This window comes from Ruegeria sp. AD2(2025) (assembly GCF_056542385.1).
The window spans coordinates 45,986-61,890 of sequence record NZ_JBQFZS010000002.1 but is presented as its reverse complement, the minus strand read 5'-3'; the positions used below and the strand labels follow the sequence as shown (position 1 = coordinate 61,890).

The following is a 15,905-nucleotide window of genomic DNA, read 5'->3' as shown; positions in this document are numbered from 1 at the left end:
ACGGCATCGGAACCGCGATATGTGCGGCGTATCGCGTAAATCTCAAAATGTGTCCGACCGGCCCCTCGACATGGAGTGACGGCGCGCTAAGCTGCTGAACATCACAATCAAAGCAAGGAAAACAGCGATGGGGCTGACATATCTTCACACCATGGTCCGCGTGAAGGATCTTGAGAAATCCTTGGCGTTCTACACGCTGCTGGGCCTGAAAGAGACCCGCCGCTATGAAAGCGAAGCGGCTCGGTTCACGCTGGTTTTCCTCGCCCCACCGGGACAAGAGGACGCCCCGATCGAGCTGACTTACAACTGGGACGGCGATAATGATCTGCCCAGCGACAGCCGCCATTTCGGACATCTGGCTTACGGCGTCGACAATATTTACGAGACCTGCAAGCACCTGCAGGACAATGGCGTCGTGATCAACCGCCCGCCGCGCGACGGTCGTATGGCCTTCGTGCGCTCGCCCGACAATATCTCGGTCGAGTTGCTGCAGAATGGCGAGGCGCTGGAACCGGCTGAACCCTGGGCCAGCATGGAAAGCACCGGTCACTGGTGATCCGCTGGCTGGCAGCGCCGGGGCTGGCCCTTGCGGGCAGCCCCCTTTGGGCCGAGCCCTGCCGTCTGGCGCTGGCGCTTGCCATGGATATCTCGACCTCGGTGGACGCCGCCGAGGACGCGCTGCAACGCAAGGGGCTGGCCGCCGCACTGATCGCGCCCGAGGTGCAAGAGGCGTTTTTTCAATCCCCACAGCCGGTTGCCCTTGCGGTTTACGAATGGTCAGGCAGCTCCAACCAGTCTCTGCTGCTGGATTGGCTGGTGATCGAAACGCGAGCCGATCTGTTGGCCGCCGCGCAACGGATCGGCCAGTCCAAACGCTCAGCGAACGATTGGCCAACCGCGATGGGGCACGCGCTGGCCTACGGGGCCCGGCTGATGCAACGCGCGCCCAGATGTCTGTTTCAGACCATCGATATCTCGGGCGATGGCAAGAACAATGACGGCTATGGGCCGCAAATCGCCTACAAACACTTTCCGTTCGGGAACACAACGGTCAACGGGTTGGTCATCAACGCCGCCGATTTCGAAGGCGAGATCGACCTGATCCCCTTCTTTCAGAACAATGTCCTGCACGGCCCCGGCGCCTTTCTTGAGATCGCCGCCGGGTTCGAGGATTTCGAACGCGCCATGCGCCGCAAGCTGGAACGTGAGCTGAAAGGGCTCGAACTCAGCGAACTCAGCCCGCGCGTGTCTGAATGATCCGTGCGCTTGCCACCCTTCTGTGTCTGATGGCCAGCCCACTCTCGGCCCAGTGTCGGCAGGCTTTGGCGCTGGGCCTGGACGTGTCGGGCTCGGTCGACAGTCATGAATATCGGTTGCAACTGGACGGTCTGGCCGCCGCCCTGCTCCACCCCGAGGTCGCCAGTTTGATCCTGTCCACCCCCGCGACTTACGTGCGCCTTGCTGTGTTCGAATGGAGCGAACCGGGCCATCAGCGCATGGTGCTGGACTGGACCGATATTCGCTCACCCGACGACCTGCAACAGATCGCTCAGAGGCTGAACAGCACGCAACGGTCCTCGGCCCCGCAAGGAACCGCGGTTGGGTCCGCGATGTTGGCCGGGGCCGACATGCTGGCCGAACAGGCCGAGTGTTGGCGGCACACGCTTGACCTGTCCGGCGATGGCAAGCACAACCTCGGCCCCCACCCGCGCGACGTGAAGGCGGCGCTGAAAACCTCCGGGATCACCATCAACGCACTTGTGATTGGTGCCGACGATCCCGCCACTGGCGACGTACGCTATGTACAGGTCGGAGAGCTTTCCGCCTATTACACCGCCTGGGTCGTTCTGGGCGCGGATGCCTTCGTCGAGGCCGCGCTGGAATTTGAAGCCTACGAACAGGCGATGACCCGCAAGCTGATCCGGGAACTGGCAGGGATCGTTTTATCCAACGCGCCAGCGCCATCAGTAAATATAGCGGATCTGATCCGTCCAGTACCGCTCGACCCGTCGGAGTGAACTGGTAATCTCTTCGATCCCTTCGGCCCCGATCACGCCACGGTTCTGCAGCCCCTCGGCATGGCGCGAGAACAGCTCGGCCACGATATCCCGAATTTCGCGCCCACGCGGCGTCAGCCGCACCCGGACAGACCGGCGGTCAATCTCGCAGCGCTTGTGGTGCATATACCCCATCTCGACCAGTTTCTTGAGGTTATAGCTGACATTGCTGCCCTGATAGTAGCCACGGCTTTTCAGCTCGCCCGCCGTCACCTCATGATCGCCGATATTGAACAAAAGCAGCGCCTGTACCGCGTTGATCTCCAACACGCCGACGCGTTCAAATTCATCCTTGATCACGTCCAGAAGCAATCGGTGCAGACGCTCGACCAGCGCCAGCGCCTCAAGATAACTGGACATGAAGCCCTTGGTCCCGGGCGCGGAAACCTGCAGTTCCATACTCATCCGATCCTCCGATTCATCGCGCTGCTTTTGGCAGGATGGCGTGAATTCCCGAAAAATCAGTTAAGCTGAAATAATCATTATTTCTGAAAGGTTTGGGCGATATCTGCGATCAGATCGGCCAGTTCCGCAGGTGGGGCAGCCTGCCCGGTCACCCATTGGTACAGGTCCTGATCATTCTCATGCAGCATCGCATCATAGGTATCCAGCCCGGCCTCATCCATCGCGGCCAGATTGCGGTCGGCATAAGCCGTCAGGATCAGGTCCATCTCTTTGATGCCACGCCGCATCGAACGCATCTTCATGCGCTTGATGCGGGTGTCGCGGGTTTCGCTCATTGCTCGCGCTCCAGTTTCAGGCGCAGCGCCTTTTCGACCCGGGCCAGACGCTCGGAACTGGCACGCATCTCGCCCCGGATGGTGCGCAGCTCGGCCACCAGATCGTGCAGCTCGGAATCCACTTCGCCGGTCAGGCTGGTGGCGTCCATGCCGTCGCCCTCGCCGGTCAGCAGCCACATGATCGAGACGTTCAGAAGCCCCGCCATCATCGACAGCTTGTTCGCGCGCGGCTCGGACAGGTCGTCTTCCCATGCGGCGATCGTGGCTTTCTTCACACCCAGCCTGCGGGCCAGTTGCACTTGCGTCATTCCCGCGAACTCGCGCGCGCCTGCGACCCGGTCACCGAACGTGGCTGCATCAGGCCCGTACCAGTCTTTTTCCTCGGTCATACCTGTCTCCAATCCTCAAATGTCATATGGCTTGATCGTTATTCGGGCGCACCCTATGACAGTCGGACCCGACATACAAACCGAGGCCGCCATGAGTTTCCTTTCTGCGACATTGTCGCGCGTCAAACCCTCGCCCACCATCGCCATGACGGCCAAGGCGGCCGAGCTAAAGGCCGCCGGGCGCGATGTCATCGGCCTCAGCGCGGGTGAGCCCGATTTCGACACGCCGCAGAACATCAAGGACGCCGCCGTCGCCGCCATCGCAGCGGGCAAGACGAAATACACCGCCCCCGACGGTATCCCCGAGCTGAAACAGGCCGTTTGCGCCAAAATGAAACGGGATCACGGGCTGGACTACACGCCCGCGCAGGTCTCGGTCGGGACCGGGGGCAAGCAGACGCTATATAACGCGCTGATGGCCACGCTGAACGACGGCGACGAGGTGATCATCCCCGCGCCCTATTGGGTCAGCTATCCCGACATGGTGCTGCTGGCCGAGGGCACGCCTGTGGTCGTGGAGACCAGCCTTGATAACAGTTTCAAACTGACGCCCGCGCAGCTTGAGGCCGCAATCACGCCCAACACCAAATGGTTCATCTTCAACTCGCCCTCGAACCCCACCGGGGCCGGGTACAACCGGGACGAGTTGAAGGCGCTGACCGATGTGCTGATGCGCCATCCCCATGTGTGGGTGATGACGGATGATATGTACGAACATCTGGCCTATGACGGGTTCGAATTCTGCACCCCGGCGCAGGTCGAACCGGGGCTCTATGACCGCACGCTGACCTGCAACGGCGTGTCGAAGGCCTATGCCATGACCGGCTGGCGCATCGGCTATGCCGCCGGTCCGGTCGAGCTGATCGCGGCGATGCGCAAGGTGCAGTCGCAATCCACCTCGAACCCCTGTTCGGTCAGCCAATGGGCGGCGGTTGAGGCGTTGAACGGCACGCAAGCCTTCCTTGCGCCCAATAACGAGATTTTCAAACGCCGCCGCGATCTGGTGGTCGATATGCTGGGCCAGATCGACGGCATCACCTGCCCCACGCCCGAGGGCGCGTTCTATGTCTACCCCTCCATCGCCGGGCTGATCGGAAAGACCTCGCCCGCTGGCACGCTGATCGACACAGACGAGGCCTTCGCCACGGCCCTGCTGGAAGAGGCCGATGTGGCCGTGGTCTTCGGCGCGGCCTTCGGCCTGTCGCCGAATTTCCGGATCAGCTATGCCACCTCGGACGCGGCACTGACCGAGGCCTGCACCCGCATCCAGCGTTTCTGTGCGTCATTGACCTGAGGCTTCCGCGCCGGTGAAACTGGCGCGGCGGTGTTCCGGGCAGGCGGCCTGATCGCTCAGGCCGGAACGCCTCCGACCTCGCGCACCGATCGCAGCCAGAACCGCGCCATCAGCAGAACGGCAGCACAGGCCAGCCCCAGCACAAGGCCCAGCCAGACGCCGATCCCTTCCAGCCCCTGAACGAAGCCAAAGAAATACGACGCGGGGATGCCCACCACCCAATAGCTGAGCGCCGCCATCACCATCGGAACCTTGGCATCCTGCAAGCCCCGCAAAAGGCCCAGCGCAATCACCTGCGCGCCATCGACCAGTTGGAACAACGCCGCCATCGCCAGCAATCCGCTGCCGATCAGCAGGATCTGGGGCCGCTGCGGATCGTCGGATTCCATGAACAACGAGATCAGCGGCTCGGCACAGGTCAGAAACAGGATGACGGTCAGGACCGACATCACCAGCGACATCCCCGTCACCGTGATCGCCCCCTTCTCAAGATGCGCCCGATCCCGGCGGCCCAGCGCATTGCCCGCCCGGATGGTCGCCACGTTCGACAGGCCCAGATGCACCATGAACGTCGCCGACGCGAGGTTCAGCGCAATCCCATGCGCCGCCAGCGGCACCGGCCCCAACCAGCCCATCATCACGGCCGAGGTCGCAAACAAGGACACCTCGGCCAGCGTCGTCAGACCGATAGGAACGCCCAGACGCAGGACGCTCAGGAACATTTCCCAATCCGGGCGCCAGAAGCGTTGGAACAGGCTGTGTTCCGGCAGCGCCCGCACCGCATAGATCACCACCGCCACCAGCGACACGATCTGCGTCACCACCGAAGCAATGGCTGCACCGATCACCCCCAGCTCGGGCACCCCCCAATTGCCGAAGATCAATGCATAGTTCGTCACCCCGTTGACCAGAGCCGCCACAACCGTGATCCACAGCACGATCTGCGTCCGCTCCAACGCGGCCAGATAAGATTTCAGCACCATCACCAGCAGCGCCGGGAACAACCCCCACCCGGCGACACGCAGGTATTTCGCGGCGGTCTCGGCCACCTCAGGCTCTTGCTGCAGCGCGATCAGGATCGGATGGGACCACCACAACAGCGGCATCATCACCGCCGCATAGATCAGCGAAAGCCACAGCCCCATACGGGTCGACCGGCGAATGCTGGTCTCATTCTCTTCGGCGGCAGCAGTCGCAACCATCGGCATCACGGCCCAGCCGAACCCCGCGCCGAACACGAACAGAACAAAGAAATAACTGTTGGCCAGCGTCACCGCGGCCAGCGCATCAACCCCGTACCAGCCCAGCATGATGGTATCGGTCAGGCCAATGGCAAACTGCGCCAGATGCCCGCCGATCAACGGCAGGCCCAGCACTGCAATCGCCCGGAAATGGGCGGGATATGTCATCACCTTGTTCATCCCGCCAGCCTTAGGCCCGCCCGCAGCCCGAGACAAGAGTGGATCAGACTAATTTCATATTGAGACTACCCTCGCCAAAAACAGCAAAAGCCACGCCCGCACCGCGGCCATGGCTTTCGCATAAAGGGGGTGCCCGGATCAGCCTGTCTTGGCGTCAGGATTCAGCGTCGCCCCAAGGATATGTTCGGAACGATGGATCACATGATGCGCCTGCCCCACGATCAGCGGGTCCGGTTCGCCGACGATCTTGTCGTTCTTGTCGGGGTAATCCAGCGTCGACAGGAAGTGGCGCATACAATTCAAACGCGCGCGCTTCTTGTCATTGGATTTGACGATGGTCCAGGGCGCATCGGCGGTGTCGGTATAAAAGAACATCGCCTCCTTCGCCTCGGTATAATCATCCCACTTGCTCAGGCTCGCCTTGTCGATCGGAGACAGTTTCCACTGTTTCAAAGGATCGGTTTCGCGGCTCTTGAACCGGCGCTGCTGCTCTTCCTGCGTCACCGAGAACCAATACTTGTAAAGCTGAATACCCGACCGCACCAGCATCCGCTCCAGCTCGGGCGTCTGCCGCATGAACTCCAGATATTCGTTGGGTGAACAGAAGCCCATCACCCGCTCCACACCGGCGCGGTTGTACCAGGACCGGTCATAGAACACCATCTCGCCCACGGTGGGCAACTGCTGCACATAGCGCTGGTAATACCACTGACCCTTCTCTTCCCAGGTCGGCTTGTTCAGGGCGACCACACGGGCCTGACGGGGATTCAGGTGCTCCATGAAGCGCTTGATCGTCCCACCCTTCCCGGCGGCATCACGCCCTTCGAACAGCAGCACGAAACGCTGGCCGGTTTCCTGCGCCCACAGCTGAACCTTCAGCAGCTCAGCCTGCAACTCGGCCTTCTCCGCCTCATAGGTCTTGCGGGCCATCTTGCGACCATAGGGATATCTGCCGCTCTCAAAAGCCTGCCTGATCTTCTCGGGGCTGGGCGCGGTGGCATCCTGCTGATTGGCCGGGACCACATTGGTCTGAGACGGGGTCTGGGGCGTTGCGTCCATGCATGTTCTCCTGCGTTTCACTGTCTGGCCCAAGGCTTAGCAGACCCACCGCATCTCCGCTTTGATTGGTGTCAAAGTGACTTACCTTTTACCCCCTCTGCGAACCGCCGCCCCGACCAACCACAAAAGACAGATCCAAACCTTCATCTGGCCACAAATATCCCGGGGAGCGCGAGGGGCAGCGCCCCTCGCTCCAGCCCTCACCGATGTCCCCAATCATCCGGGTTATCCGAGTTGTTCGGCGACAACCCCAACACATCCCCCTCGGTCGAACAGCCCAACCCAAGCACCGTCCGATTGGCATAAGAGAAATAGGAACACACCTGATTGATCTCCAATATCTCTCCATCGTCCCAACCCGCGCCCCGCAACGCCTCGACATCCGCCTCGGTCAACTCCGCCGGAGCCTCGGTCAGCACCCGCGCATAGCGCATCGCCGCAACCTGCGCCGCATCCAACGGGGCGTCGCCCGGCTCACCCGCCTCAATCGCGGCACGGATCGCATTGCCGCGCGCCTCATCCCCCAGCAACCGCTGCAACCCGGCAAAATGATGCTCGACACAATAGCCGCACCGGTTCAAGGCACTGACCCAAACCCCCAGCACCTCAAGAAACCACTTCGGCACCTGATTGGCCGAGTGATGCAGCACGTTCTTGTAGACCGCCATATGCGCTTCCATCGTATGTGGCCGCAGCGAATGCGCCATCATGATGTTGTCCACATTGTTGTCCGGCCCGGTCACCCGCTCATAGAGCTTCCTCAACCTGCCCGTCGCCTCGTCAAATGGAATTGTCCTGATCCAGCTCATCACCTGCACCTCCTGTTTCATCAACCACTTGAGCCGGGATTTCACCGGATTGCAACGCGGCAGCATCAGCAAACCACCTACAACACCTCGGGCCCCTCTTCCCCCGGACCACATCACCTGCCATAATGGGGGAAACTCAAAAACAAGAGCAGCACCCATGCCCGACGATCTGTTGACGCCCGAAGCGACCACCACCTATGACGCCTCCTCGATCGAGGTGCTCGAAGGTCTGGAACCGGTCCGCAAACGCCCCGGCATGTATATCGGCGGCACGGACGAGCGCGCTTTGCACCATATGGTCGCCGAAATCCTAGACAACTCGATGGACGAGGCGGTCGCCGGTCACGCCAACCGGATCGAGGTCGAGCTGCACGAAGACTACGCCCTGACCGTACGCGACAACGGGCGCGGCATCCCGATCGACCCGCACCCCAAATTCCCCGACAAATCCGCGCTCGAGGTCATCCTGTGTACCCTGCACGCGGGCGGCAAATTCTCAGGAAAAGCCTACCAGACCTCGGGCGGTCTGCACGGCGTGGGCGCGTCGGTGGTGAACGCCCTGTCCGACTCGATGGTCGTGCAGGTGGCGCGCGACAAAACACTGTTCGAACAACGCTTCTCACGCGGCATCCCGCTGGGTCCTGTCGAAAAGATCGGCGCCGCCCCCAACCGGCGCGGCACCACCGTGACCTTCCACGCTGACGCGGATATCTTCGGCCACCACAAGTTCAAACCCGCCCGCCTGTTCAAATCCATCCGCTCTAAGGCCTACCTGTTCTCGGGCGTCGAGATTCGCTGGAAATCCCATATTGACGATGGCGAAACCCCGACCGAGGCCACCTTCCACTTCCCCGGCGGTCTGTCGGATTATCTCAAGGAAACGATGAACGGCTCCTCGACCTATGCCGAACAACCCTTTGCCGGCACCGTAGACTTCAACGAAAAGTTCGGCACCCCCGGCAAGGTCGAATGGGCGATCAACTGGACACCCTCGCGCGACGGCTTCATCCAGTCCTACTGTAACACCGTCCCTACCCCCGAAGGCGGCACTCACGTGGCAGGCTTCTGGGCCGCCGTCCTCAAGGGCATCAAGGCGTACGGAGAGCTGATCAACAACAAAAAGGCCGGTCAGATCACCCGCGACGACCTGATCACCGGCGGCTGCGCGCTGGTCTCGTGTTTCATCTCGGAACCGGAATTCGTCGGACAGACCAAAGACCGTCTGGCCACGGTCGAGGCGCAACGGCTGGTCGAAAACTCGGTCCGCGACCATTTCGACAACTGGCTGGCCGCCGACACAAAATCCGCCGGCGCGATACTGGATTTCCTCATCCTAAGGGCTGAGGAACGCCTGCGCCGACGGGCCGAGAAGGAAACACAACGCAAGTCCGCCACTAAGAAACTTCGTCTCCCCGGCAAGCTGGTGGACTGTTCTAGTTCAACACGCGATGGAACCGAATTATTCATCGTCGAGGGCGACTCGGCGGGCGGTTCCGCCAAAATGGGCCGCGACCGCAAAACCCAGGCCCTGCTGCCCCTGCGCGGCAAAATCCTGAACGTGCTGGGTGCGGCCAGTTCGAAACTGGGCACCAATGCCGAGATCAACGACCTGACCCAAGCGCTGGGTGTGGGCCTTGGCACCAAGTTCAACGTCGACGACCTACGCTATGACAAGATCATCATCATGACCGACGCGGATGTGGACGGCGCGCATATCGCATCCTTGCTGATGACGTTCTTCTTCACCCAAATGCGCCCGATGATCGACGCGGGCCACCTCTATCTCGCCTGCCCGCCCCTCTACCGCCTGACCCAAGGCGCCAAACGCGTCTATTGCCTCGACGAGGCCGAGCGCGACGAATGGCTGGAAAAAGGTCTGGGCGGCAAAGGCAAAATCGACGTCTCGCGCTTCAAAGGTCTGGGCGAAATGGACGCCAAGGACCTGAAAGAAACCACAATGGACCCGGCATCCCGCAAACTGATCCGCGTCACAATTGACGAGGACGAACCCGGCGAAACCGGAGACCTCGTCGAGCGCCTGATGGGCAAGAAGCCTGAACTGCGGTTCCAGTACATCCAAGAGAACGCGCGGTTTGTGGAGGAGTTGGATGTTTGATGTAATGAGCCCCCCAACACTCCGTATGTTGGTCGAGAAATTAGCTTGGGCCTACCGGATAAGTCTATTTGGTTGGCGTGACGACATGAGCTCCCACAACTTGGAACTGTTCTGAAACACCTAAGACAACTCCGTAGCTATAAATCAGATCAAACTCGAAGAGACGCCACAACAAAGTGGGGTTCTTCTCCCTATACTGCTCCACGGTCCAATAGCCTGCGACATTCCCGACAGGTTGGTTTATTCTAGTAGTAACAAAGTTCTCACTTCTGTATCTACTGTATCCCACCACTCGGAAGTCGTGATAACTCATCCAGCTTTGAATTCTATCGAGAGTACCCAGACTACGCGAAATCCGATATATACAGACGTCTGCACCTGTCGAGTAACCTACTCTTTCCCAATCAAGCTTTAACAAGCTTGGGGTTTCTTTCTTTTGTTCTTCTTTTGTCAAACAGCTTTGCACATCTGGAAACTTCCGGATGGCCTTTCGATACTGCCTCCATCTAGGGTGATCGCGATCAACAACGCGGCCTAAAAACAGAAATGGTTCGACGTCTTGAGTAGAGAGATGATTGAATTCGATTGCGCAAGAAGCCGTTGGTCGGCATTCCGACCAGATTTCAGATGTGCCAATCTCGGCCTTTGCTGGGCCACAGACAAGAAACAGCCCAACAATTGAAAGCAAGATCCGCGCTGTCTTTTCGTCAAACAATGAGCGTCAATCCTGTTGCTTTCCAATCCTAAGCTGCATTTGAAGCTACCAACTGGCTTCTTGAAAGTCGGGTTTTCCTAACCTCGAATGAACAGCAATCGTAGGATGGGTGTTCACACCCATCAAATTTGCCACATCAAGATGGGTGTAAACACCCATCCTACATCACCACAATCCCTGCGTCCGATCTCAGTCCACTTCCCCGTAGGCCGGGCTTCAGCCCGGCACTCCAAACGCCCTCCGGTTCCGTCCTTTATACGCTCCAATTCCTAACGGATTCTAAACACTCACCGCCCCAATAATTTTTTACAATCCGAACAAACCCCATCCGAGATAACGTACAAACCATACAATTCCCGATTTCCGGTTGATCGGACGTCAATCCGACACCCCGTCCAACCACTCCGCAATCTGCCCCGCTGGCCCCTCCCACCCCGGCTCCATGAACAGAAAATGTGCATGGTTCTCGACGGGCAGAAACGTCGCGCGGTCTCCGTAAAGCTTCGCCAAAGCGCGGCAGGTGTTAGGGTTCACGGCCCGGTCCTCGGTGCCGGAAACGATCAGAACCGGGCAGTCGACCTTGTCGATATCCACCTTCATCGCGTGGTGGTCGTCAAACATCCAAAAGAACATCTCGAACATCACCCGCCCACTTTCGGGGCCAAGCTGGTCGAACACCTCATGCTGCTGCGCCTCGGGCATCTTGTTCAGCGCAAAGGGGGCCATCAGGTCGAAATCGACGCGCATGGGCTGTTTCCAGAACGCTCCGCCCTCCATCAGAGCACGCGGCACGGCGCGTTCGTCGTCGGTTTCGGGCAACGTCCCCCAGGCCGCGTTCGGGTTGATCAGGACAATGGCGCTGGCCAGCCCCCGAGACGCCACCTGCTGCGCCACCACCCCCGCGATAGCGTGGCCCAGCAGCACGGGCTTGCTGTCGAGATTCTGAATAAACGTTGCAATATCATTGACATAGTCCATGACGCTGGTGTCAGTCAGGCCGGGATCGGGCTCGGCCTTGGGATCTCCGCCGTGATAGCGCAGCGCGGGTGTGTGCACCGTCCAGCCGCGCGCGCGGAAAAAGTCTGCGTAATCCTGCATACACCACGGCCCGGCAAAGGCCCCGTGGATAAGAACAATCTCTCTGGTCATGAAATCCCCCTTCTTTCACGCCACTATGAGAGAAGAAGGGCCCATCCAGCAAGGCCCCAGCGGGCCTGCCGCAGGGCCGCCCCCGGGACCGTAACACAATCGCATGTGTTACAACTGCGCGTGAGGATGGTTGCCAGCCTGCGCGCAGGACGTACACTCAGGGCCATGACATTTGTTGCCGAAAACCAACTGCCGCTGCTGATCCTGTTCTTTCTGGTCGGGCTGATCGGCACCGGGTTTCTGTTCCGCAAGCCTGCGGGGCATCGGGCGTGGAAGCTGGCCGATCTGGTCTGGGTCGTGCTGGGCGGGATCGGTGCTTTGGTGGCGGTGCTGGCGGGGCTTTACACCTCGGACAGTTCGCGGCTGGACCGGCAGATCGACGTGGCCTACGCCGCCACGCTGGCCTTTGACCGCGACGCCGCGCGGTTCCGCCTGCGGTTCTGCGACCCGGCCTATGACCCCGACACCGGGGTTCTGTGCGAGAAGGTCGAGTTCCTGTCGGCCTCAACCGCCAGCAATGCTGACCTGCCCCTGTTTATCGCGGTCACAAACGAAGTTGCCCCGCTGCAGGGGCTGCATTTCCTGTTCGGCGGCGCGTCGAAAGATGACATGGACGAGGCACGCGATATGGCCGCCAAGGCCGATGCGTTCAGCATCGATCAGTTTCTTGTCTTCACAACGCTGGACGACACGACACAGGCCGCCGTTGACAATATGCGCCGCAAAGTGCCCGCCATCGCCGGGGATTATCTGATCCTTGCCCAAAGTTATGATGACCTGATCGAACAGGTCGGCAAGCTGAAGGATGAATGGGAATACCTGCAGGCCAATGCGCATATACTGGTGCTGCAGATCATCGCGCTGTGTCTGGTCAGCTTTGCGGCCCCCTTCCGTTTGGGCAAATCGCTTGTCGAACTGCGCATGGCCTTCAACGCCGATAAGCCTGCGCCAGCCGTTCGGGATCAGCGCCCAGAAAATACCGCGTCAGAGTCCAAAGGTTCCGCGCCCCGCGCCGAAACCAGCCCTGACGGGTATAGCGTTCCGCACTCGTGACGGCGTCGGCCTTCAACAGAGCTACTGACGGCAGGGCGCGGACCAGCGCGACATCCTCCATCAGCGGTTGATCGGGATAGCCCCCCGCCGCGTCATACTCGGTGCGGCGCACCAGCAACCCCTGATCGCCATAGGGCAAGCCCAACAGGCGACTGCGCAGGTTCGCCCACCCCGCGACCCAACGCGCGGCAAAGCCGCTGGCGCGGAACCGCAGCCGGAACGCGGCAGGGCGGCCCGAGGGCAGATGATCGGCAACCACACCGCTCCACCCTGCTTGCAATTCGGTATCGGCGTGCAGGATCAGCAGCCACTCGCCCTTGGCGGCGGCGCAACCACCCCGCAACTGCCCCCCGCGCGAGGGCGGGCCGGTCACGATCTGGGCCCCCGCCTCATCAGCCATCTCAAGCGTGGCATCCGTTGACCCGCCATCGCTGACGATCAACTCGCGGATCAGCCCGGCGTGCAACCCCTCGATCAGCGCCTGCAACGTCGCGGGCAACGCCGGCCCCGCATTCAGGGTTGGGATCACGATAGAGATCGGAGCGGACACGTCTGAAACCCTCTGGTCATGGCGGTGCGATCTCCTATATCACGAGGCCAGACCATATGACGAGGATCAACCCATGCCCAATCGCCGCATTCTGCGCCTGACCGGCAAGGACACGGACAGCTTTCTGCAAGGGCTGATCACAAACGACGTGCAGCGACTGCAAGATGGGCTGGTCTATGCAGCGATCTTGACGCCGCAGGGCAAGTATCTGGCCGATTTCTTTCTGAAACGCGACGGCGATGCGGTGCTGCTGGACGTCAGCGACGCCCTTGCCGACGGGCTGGCGAAGCGCCTGACGATGTATAAGCTGCGCGCGGATGTGACGATCGAGGCCACCGATCTGAACCTGCAGCGCGGCACCGGCCCCGCGCCCGAAGGCGCCCTGCCCGATCCGCGCCACCCCGATCTGGGTTGGCGCGCCTATTCGGCGGCCCCCGAAAGCGACGACGGCACCGATTGGGACGCCATCCGGGTACAGCATTGCATCCCCGAAAGCGGCATCGAGCTGACCACTGACAGCTATATCCTCGAATCCGGATTCGAGGCGCTGAACGGCCTAGATTTCAAGAAAGGCTGCTATGTCGGCCAGGAAGTCACCGCGCGCATGAAGCACAAGACCGAGCTGCGCAAAGGTCTGCGGGTCGTCAAGGTCTCGGGCACAGCGCCGGTTGGCACCGAGATCCAATCGGGCGGCAAACCGGCGGGCGTGCTGTTCACCCAGTCCGGCGGCAGGGCCATCGCCTATCTGCGTCTGGACCGCGCGGGCGACGACATGCGGGCGGGGGACGCAACCCTGCGGCTGCCCGGCTGACTTGTTGCCCAAGCGGCACGGGCCCCTCACCTGCCGCCTCATGCGTGTTTGAACCCCACCCTGCGCGCGGTATCACTAAGGTCATCAGATCTTTGGGGATATCCGCATGTTACGCCTTTATACCACCATTTGGCGCGTCAGCGCCGGTCGGCAGGTCATCCTCATCCTGCTATCGCTGGCGGTCGCGGCCCTGGCGGCGGCCCCGCTGGAGTTTCAACGCGATATCATCAACCATCTGACCTCGGACGATATCTCGGTCGACCACCTGATCCTGCTGGGGGCTGGCATGATGGGGGTCATCCTGCTGAGCCTCGGGCTGAAATGGGTGCTTGGGTATCGGGCCGGAACGCTGGGCGAAGACCTGATCCGCCTGATCCGGGGGCGGTTGCTGGCGCGGGCGGTGGATATCGACAAGGCGGGGCAGGATCTGCGGTCCGGCACCATGACCACCGCCGTATCCGCCGAAGCCGAAGAGCTTGGCAAGTTCGCCGGAGGGGCCTTTTCCGACCCCGTGGTGCAGATCGGGACGCTGATCAGCGTGATCGGCTATATCTCGTCGACCCAACCGGGGCTGGGCCTGATCGCCTTTTCCATGATCGTGCCGCAGATCATTATCGTGCTGGTTTCACAACGCAAGGTGAACAGGTTTGTGGCCGAACGTGTGCGCGTCCTGCGCAGTTCGACCGACCGGCTGACGCAAACGGATATCGAGGCCGCCTCGGACGCCATTCTAGAACAGTTTGACGATATTTATGAGACACGCCGCAGGATGTTCCTGTGGAAGCTGTCTGCGAAATTCCTGCTGAGCGTCATCAACGGCGCGGGTACCGTGGGCGTTCTGATGCTGGGCGGCTGGCTGGTGTTGCAGGGCAAGACCGACGTGGGCACCGTCGTAGCCGCAACCAGCGGGCTGAGCCGTATCCAGGGGCCGACGGCCTTTCTGATCGCGTTTTACCGGCAGGTCAGCGCCAACCGCATCAAATACGAACTGGTGCTGGAGCTGTTTGGCGACCATCCCGAACGCTATCGTCGCACCACCCCATAGAAAAAGGGGCCGCACTGCAGCCCCTTTGATACCGGAACGGCCTTCGATCAGGCGCGTTCGGAATATTCCATGGTTTCAGTATTCACCACGATCATCTCATCCTGACCGATGAAGGGCGGCACCATGACCTTGACGCCATTGTCCAGCACGGCCGGTTTGAACGAGTTCGCAGCGGTCTGACCTTTGACCACCGGCTCGGTCTCGACGATCTTGCAGGTCACTTTCTGCGGCAGCGAGGCGTTCAGCGCTTCGGATTCGTAGAATTCGACCACAATGGTCATGCCGTCCTGCAGAAACGGGCGGCGTTCGCCCAGCAGGTCGGCGGGCAGTTCGATCTGCTCATAGGTCTCGGAATCCATGAACACCAGCATGCCGTCGGATTCGTACAGGAACTGCTGATCCTTCTGTTCCAGACGCACCCGTTCGACCTTGTCCGCCGAGCGGAACCGTTCGTTCAGCTTTGATCCATTCCGCAGGTTGCGCAGTTCGACCTGGGCAAAAGCGCCACCTTTCCCGGGCTTTACGTGATCCACTTTGACCGCTGCCCACAGTCCGTCATTATGCTCAAGCACATTGCCGGGGCGAATTTCGTTCCCATTTATCTTGGGCATGACTTAAATCCTTCACAAACGGTTGATGCGTCAGTTGCCGTCCCTATATCTGGCGGGAACACACCTGGCAAGACAACGAGACCTAG

At 60.7% G+C, this 15,905-nt stretch carries 17 protein-coding genes and 1 pseudogene; 8 read left to right on the top strand and 10 right to left on the bottom strand.

Translation table 11 applies throughout. The features are described from left to right. Positions 1 to 127: 127 nt before the first annotated feature. Genes ACR1XV_RS05305 through ACR1XV_RS05295 form a run of 3 tightly spaced genes read left to right on the top strand, consistent with a single transcriptional unit; the run spans position 128 to position 2,018 of the window. Entirely contained in the window at positions 128 to 556 is a 429-nt protein-coding gene (locus ACR1XV_RS05305; protein WP_480529354.1) for a VOC family protein, read from the top strand. Continuing rightward, positions 553 to 1,257, top strand: a complete 705-nt coding sequence (locus tag ACR1XV_RS05300; RefSeq protein ID WP_480529353.1) for a DUF1194 domain-containing protein — start codon at positions 553 to 555, stop codon at positions 1,255 to 1,257. Before ACR1XV_RS05305 ends, ACR1XV_RS05300 begins: the two co-directional genes overlap by 4 nt. Beyond that, complete coding sequence (locus ACR1XV_RS05295) at positions 1,254 to 2,018, top strand: DUF1194 domain-containing protein (RefSeq protein WP_480529352.1); 765 nt, start codon at positions 1,254 to 1,256, stop codon at positions 2,016 to 2,018. The genes ACR1XV_RS05300 and ACR1XV_RS05295 overlap by 4 nt, the downstream gene beginning before the upstream one ends. Here the strand turns inward: ACR1XV_RS05295 and ACR1XV_RS05290 are convergent. The 3 genes from ACR1XV_RS05290 to ACR1XV_RS05280 form a co-directional block, all read right to left on the bottom strand. Further along, positions 1,965 to 2,462, bottom strand: a complete 498-nt coding sequence (locus ACR1XV_RS05290) for a MarR family winged helix-turn-helix transcriptional regulator (protein WP_480529351.1) — start codon at positions 2,460 to 2,462, stop codon at positions 1,965 to 1,967. The genes ACR1XV_RS05295 and ACR1XV_RS05290 overlap by 54 nt on opposite strands. 77 nt (positions 2,463 to 2,539) lie before the next feature. Beyond that, on the bottom strand, positions 2,540 to 2,797 hold the full coding sequence (locus ACR1XV_RS05285; protein ID WP_480529350.1) for a succinate dehydrogenase assembly factor 2: 258 nt from the start codon (positions 2,795 to 2,797) through the stop codon (positions 2,540 to 2,542). After that, positions 2,794 to 3,186: a helix-turn-helix domain-containing protein gene (locus tag ACR1XV_RS05280; RefSeq protein WP_480529349.1), complete on the bottom strand. Its 393-nt coding sequence runs from the start codon at positions 3,184 to 3,186 to the stop codon at positions 2,794 to 2,796. The genes ACR1XV_RS05285 and ACR1XV_RS05280 overlap by 4 nt, the downstream gene beginning before the upstream one ends. Positions 3,187 to 3,277: 91 nt before the next feature. Between ACR1XV_RS05280 and ACR1XV_RS05275 the strand changes: the two genes are divergently transcribed. After that, positions 3,278 to 4,480, top strand: a complete 1,203-nt coding sequence (locus tag ACR1XV_RS05275) for a pyridoxal phosphate-dependent aminotransferase (RefSeq protein ID WP_480529348.1) — start codon at positions 3,278 to 3,280, stop codon at positions 4,478 to 4,480. A gap of 56 nt (positions 4,481 to 4,536) precedes the next feature. On the opposite strand, the gene ACR1XV_RS05270 is transcribed toward ACR1XV_RS05275, so the two are convergent. From ACR1XV_RS05270 to ACR1XV_RS05260, 3 genes are all read right to left on the bottom strand, one after another. Continuing rightward, entirely contained in the window at positions 4,537 to 5,889 is a 1,353-nt protein-coding gene (locus ACR1XV_RS05270; RefSeq protein ID WP_480529347.1) for an MATE family efflux transporter, read from the bottom strand. 150 nt (positions 5,890 to 6,039) lie between these two features. After that, positions 6,040 to 6,960, bottom strand: coding sequence for a polyphosphate kinase 2 (gene ppk2, locus ACR1XV_RS05265; protein ID WP_480529346.1), 921 nt, complete (start codon positions 6,958 to 6,960; stop codon positions 6,040 to 6,042). Between the two features lie 200 nt (positions 6,961 to 7,160). Further along, positions 7,161 to 7,769 carry a carboxymuconolactone decarboxylase family protein gene (locus ACR1XV_RS05260; protein ID WP_480529345.1) on the bottom strand — a complete coding sequence of 203 codons (609 nt, stop codon included), beginning with the start codon at positions 7,767 to 7,769 and terminating at the stop codon, positions 7,161 to 7,163. A 157-nt stretch (positions 7,770 to 7,926) separates the two neighbouring features. Between ACR1XV_RS05260 and parE the strand changes: the two genes are divergently transcribed. Further along, positions 7,927 to 9,885 (top strand): DNA topoisomerase IV subunit B, encoded by a 1,959-nt coding sequence (gene parE, locus ACR1XV_RS05255; RefSeq protein WP_480529344.1) that lies wholly within the window; start codon positions 7,927 to 7,929, stop codon positions 9,883 to 9,885. Between the two features lie 64 nt (positions 9,886 to 9,949). Here parE and ACR1XV_RS05250 read toward each other — a convergent pair whose 3' ends face one another. Continuing rightward, entirely contained in the window at positions 9,950 to 10,600 is a 651-nt protein-coding gene (locus tag ACR1XV_RS05250) for a hypothetical protein (protein ID WP_480529343.1), read from the bottom strand. 378 nt (positions 10,601 to 10,978) lie between these two features. After that, positions 10,979 to 11,749, bottom strand: coding sequence for an alpha/beta hydrolase (locus ACR1XV_RS05245; RefSeq protein ID WP_480529342.1), 771 nt, complete (start codon positions 11,747 to 11,749; stop codon positions 10,979 to 10,981). Between the two features lie 165 nt (positions 11,750 to 11,914). Here ACR1XV_RS05245 and ACR1XV_RS05240 point away from each other — a divergent pair. Then, a pseudogene (locus ACR1XV_RS05240) lies at positions 11,915 to 12,670 on the top strand (hypothetical protein); the annotation flags it as partial. Between the two features lie 7 nt (positions 12,671 to 12,677). Here the strand turns inward: ACR1XV_RS05240 and ACR1XV_RS05235 are convergent. Continuing rightward, the gene (locus ACR1XV_RS05235) at positions 12,678 to 13,352 is read right to left on the bottom strand and encodes a TIGR04283 family arsenosugar biosynthesis glycosyltransferase (protein WP_480529341.1); all 675 of its coding nucleotides are present in this window, start codon (positions 13,350 to 13,352) and stop codon (positions 12,678 to 12,680) included. 73 nt (positions 13,353 to 13,425) lie between these two features. On the opposite strand from ACR1XV_RS05235, the gene ygfZ reads away from it, so the two are divergent. Beyond that, positions 13,426 to 14,163, top strand: a complete 738-nt coding sequence (gene ygfZ / locus ACR1XV_RS05230; RefSeq protein ID WP_480529340.1) for a CAF17-like 4Fe-4S cluster assembly/insertion protein YgfZ — start codon at positions 13,426 to 13,428, stop codon at positions 14,161 to 14,163. 106 nt (positions 14,164 to 14,269) lie between these two features. Beyond that, positions 14,270 to 15,208: an ABC transporter transmembrane domain-containing protein gene (locus ACR1XV_RS05225; RefSeq protein WP_480529339.1), complete on the top strand. Its 939-nt coding sequence runs from the start codon at positions 14,270 to 14,272 to the stop codon at positions 15,206 to 15,208. Positions 15,209 to 15,255: 47 nt separating this feature from the next. On the opposite strand, the gene efp is transcribed toward ACR1XV_RS05225, so the two are convergent. Next, positions 15,256 to 15,819 (bottom strand): elongation factor P, encoded by a 564-nt coding sequence (gene efp, locus ACR1XV_RS05220; RefSeq protein WP_480529338.1) that lies wholly within the window; start codon positions 15,817 to 15,819, stop codon positions 15,256 to 15,258. Between the last annotated feature and the right edge of the window lie 86 nt (positions 15,820 to 15,905).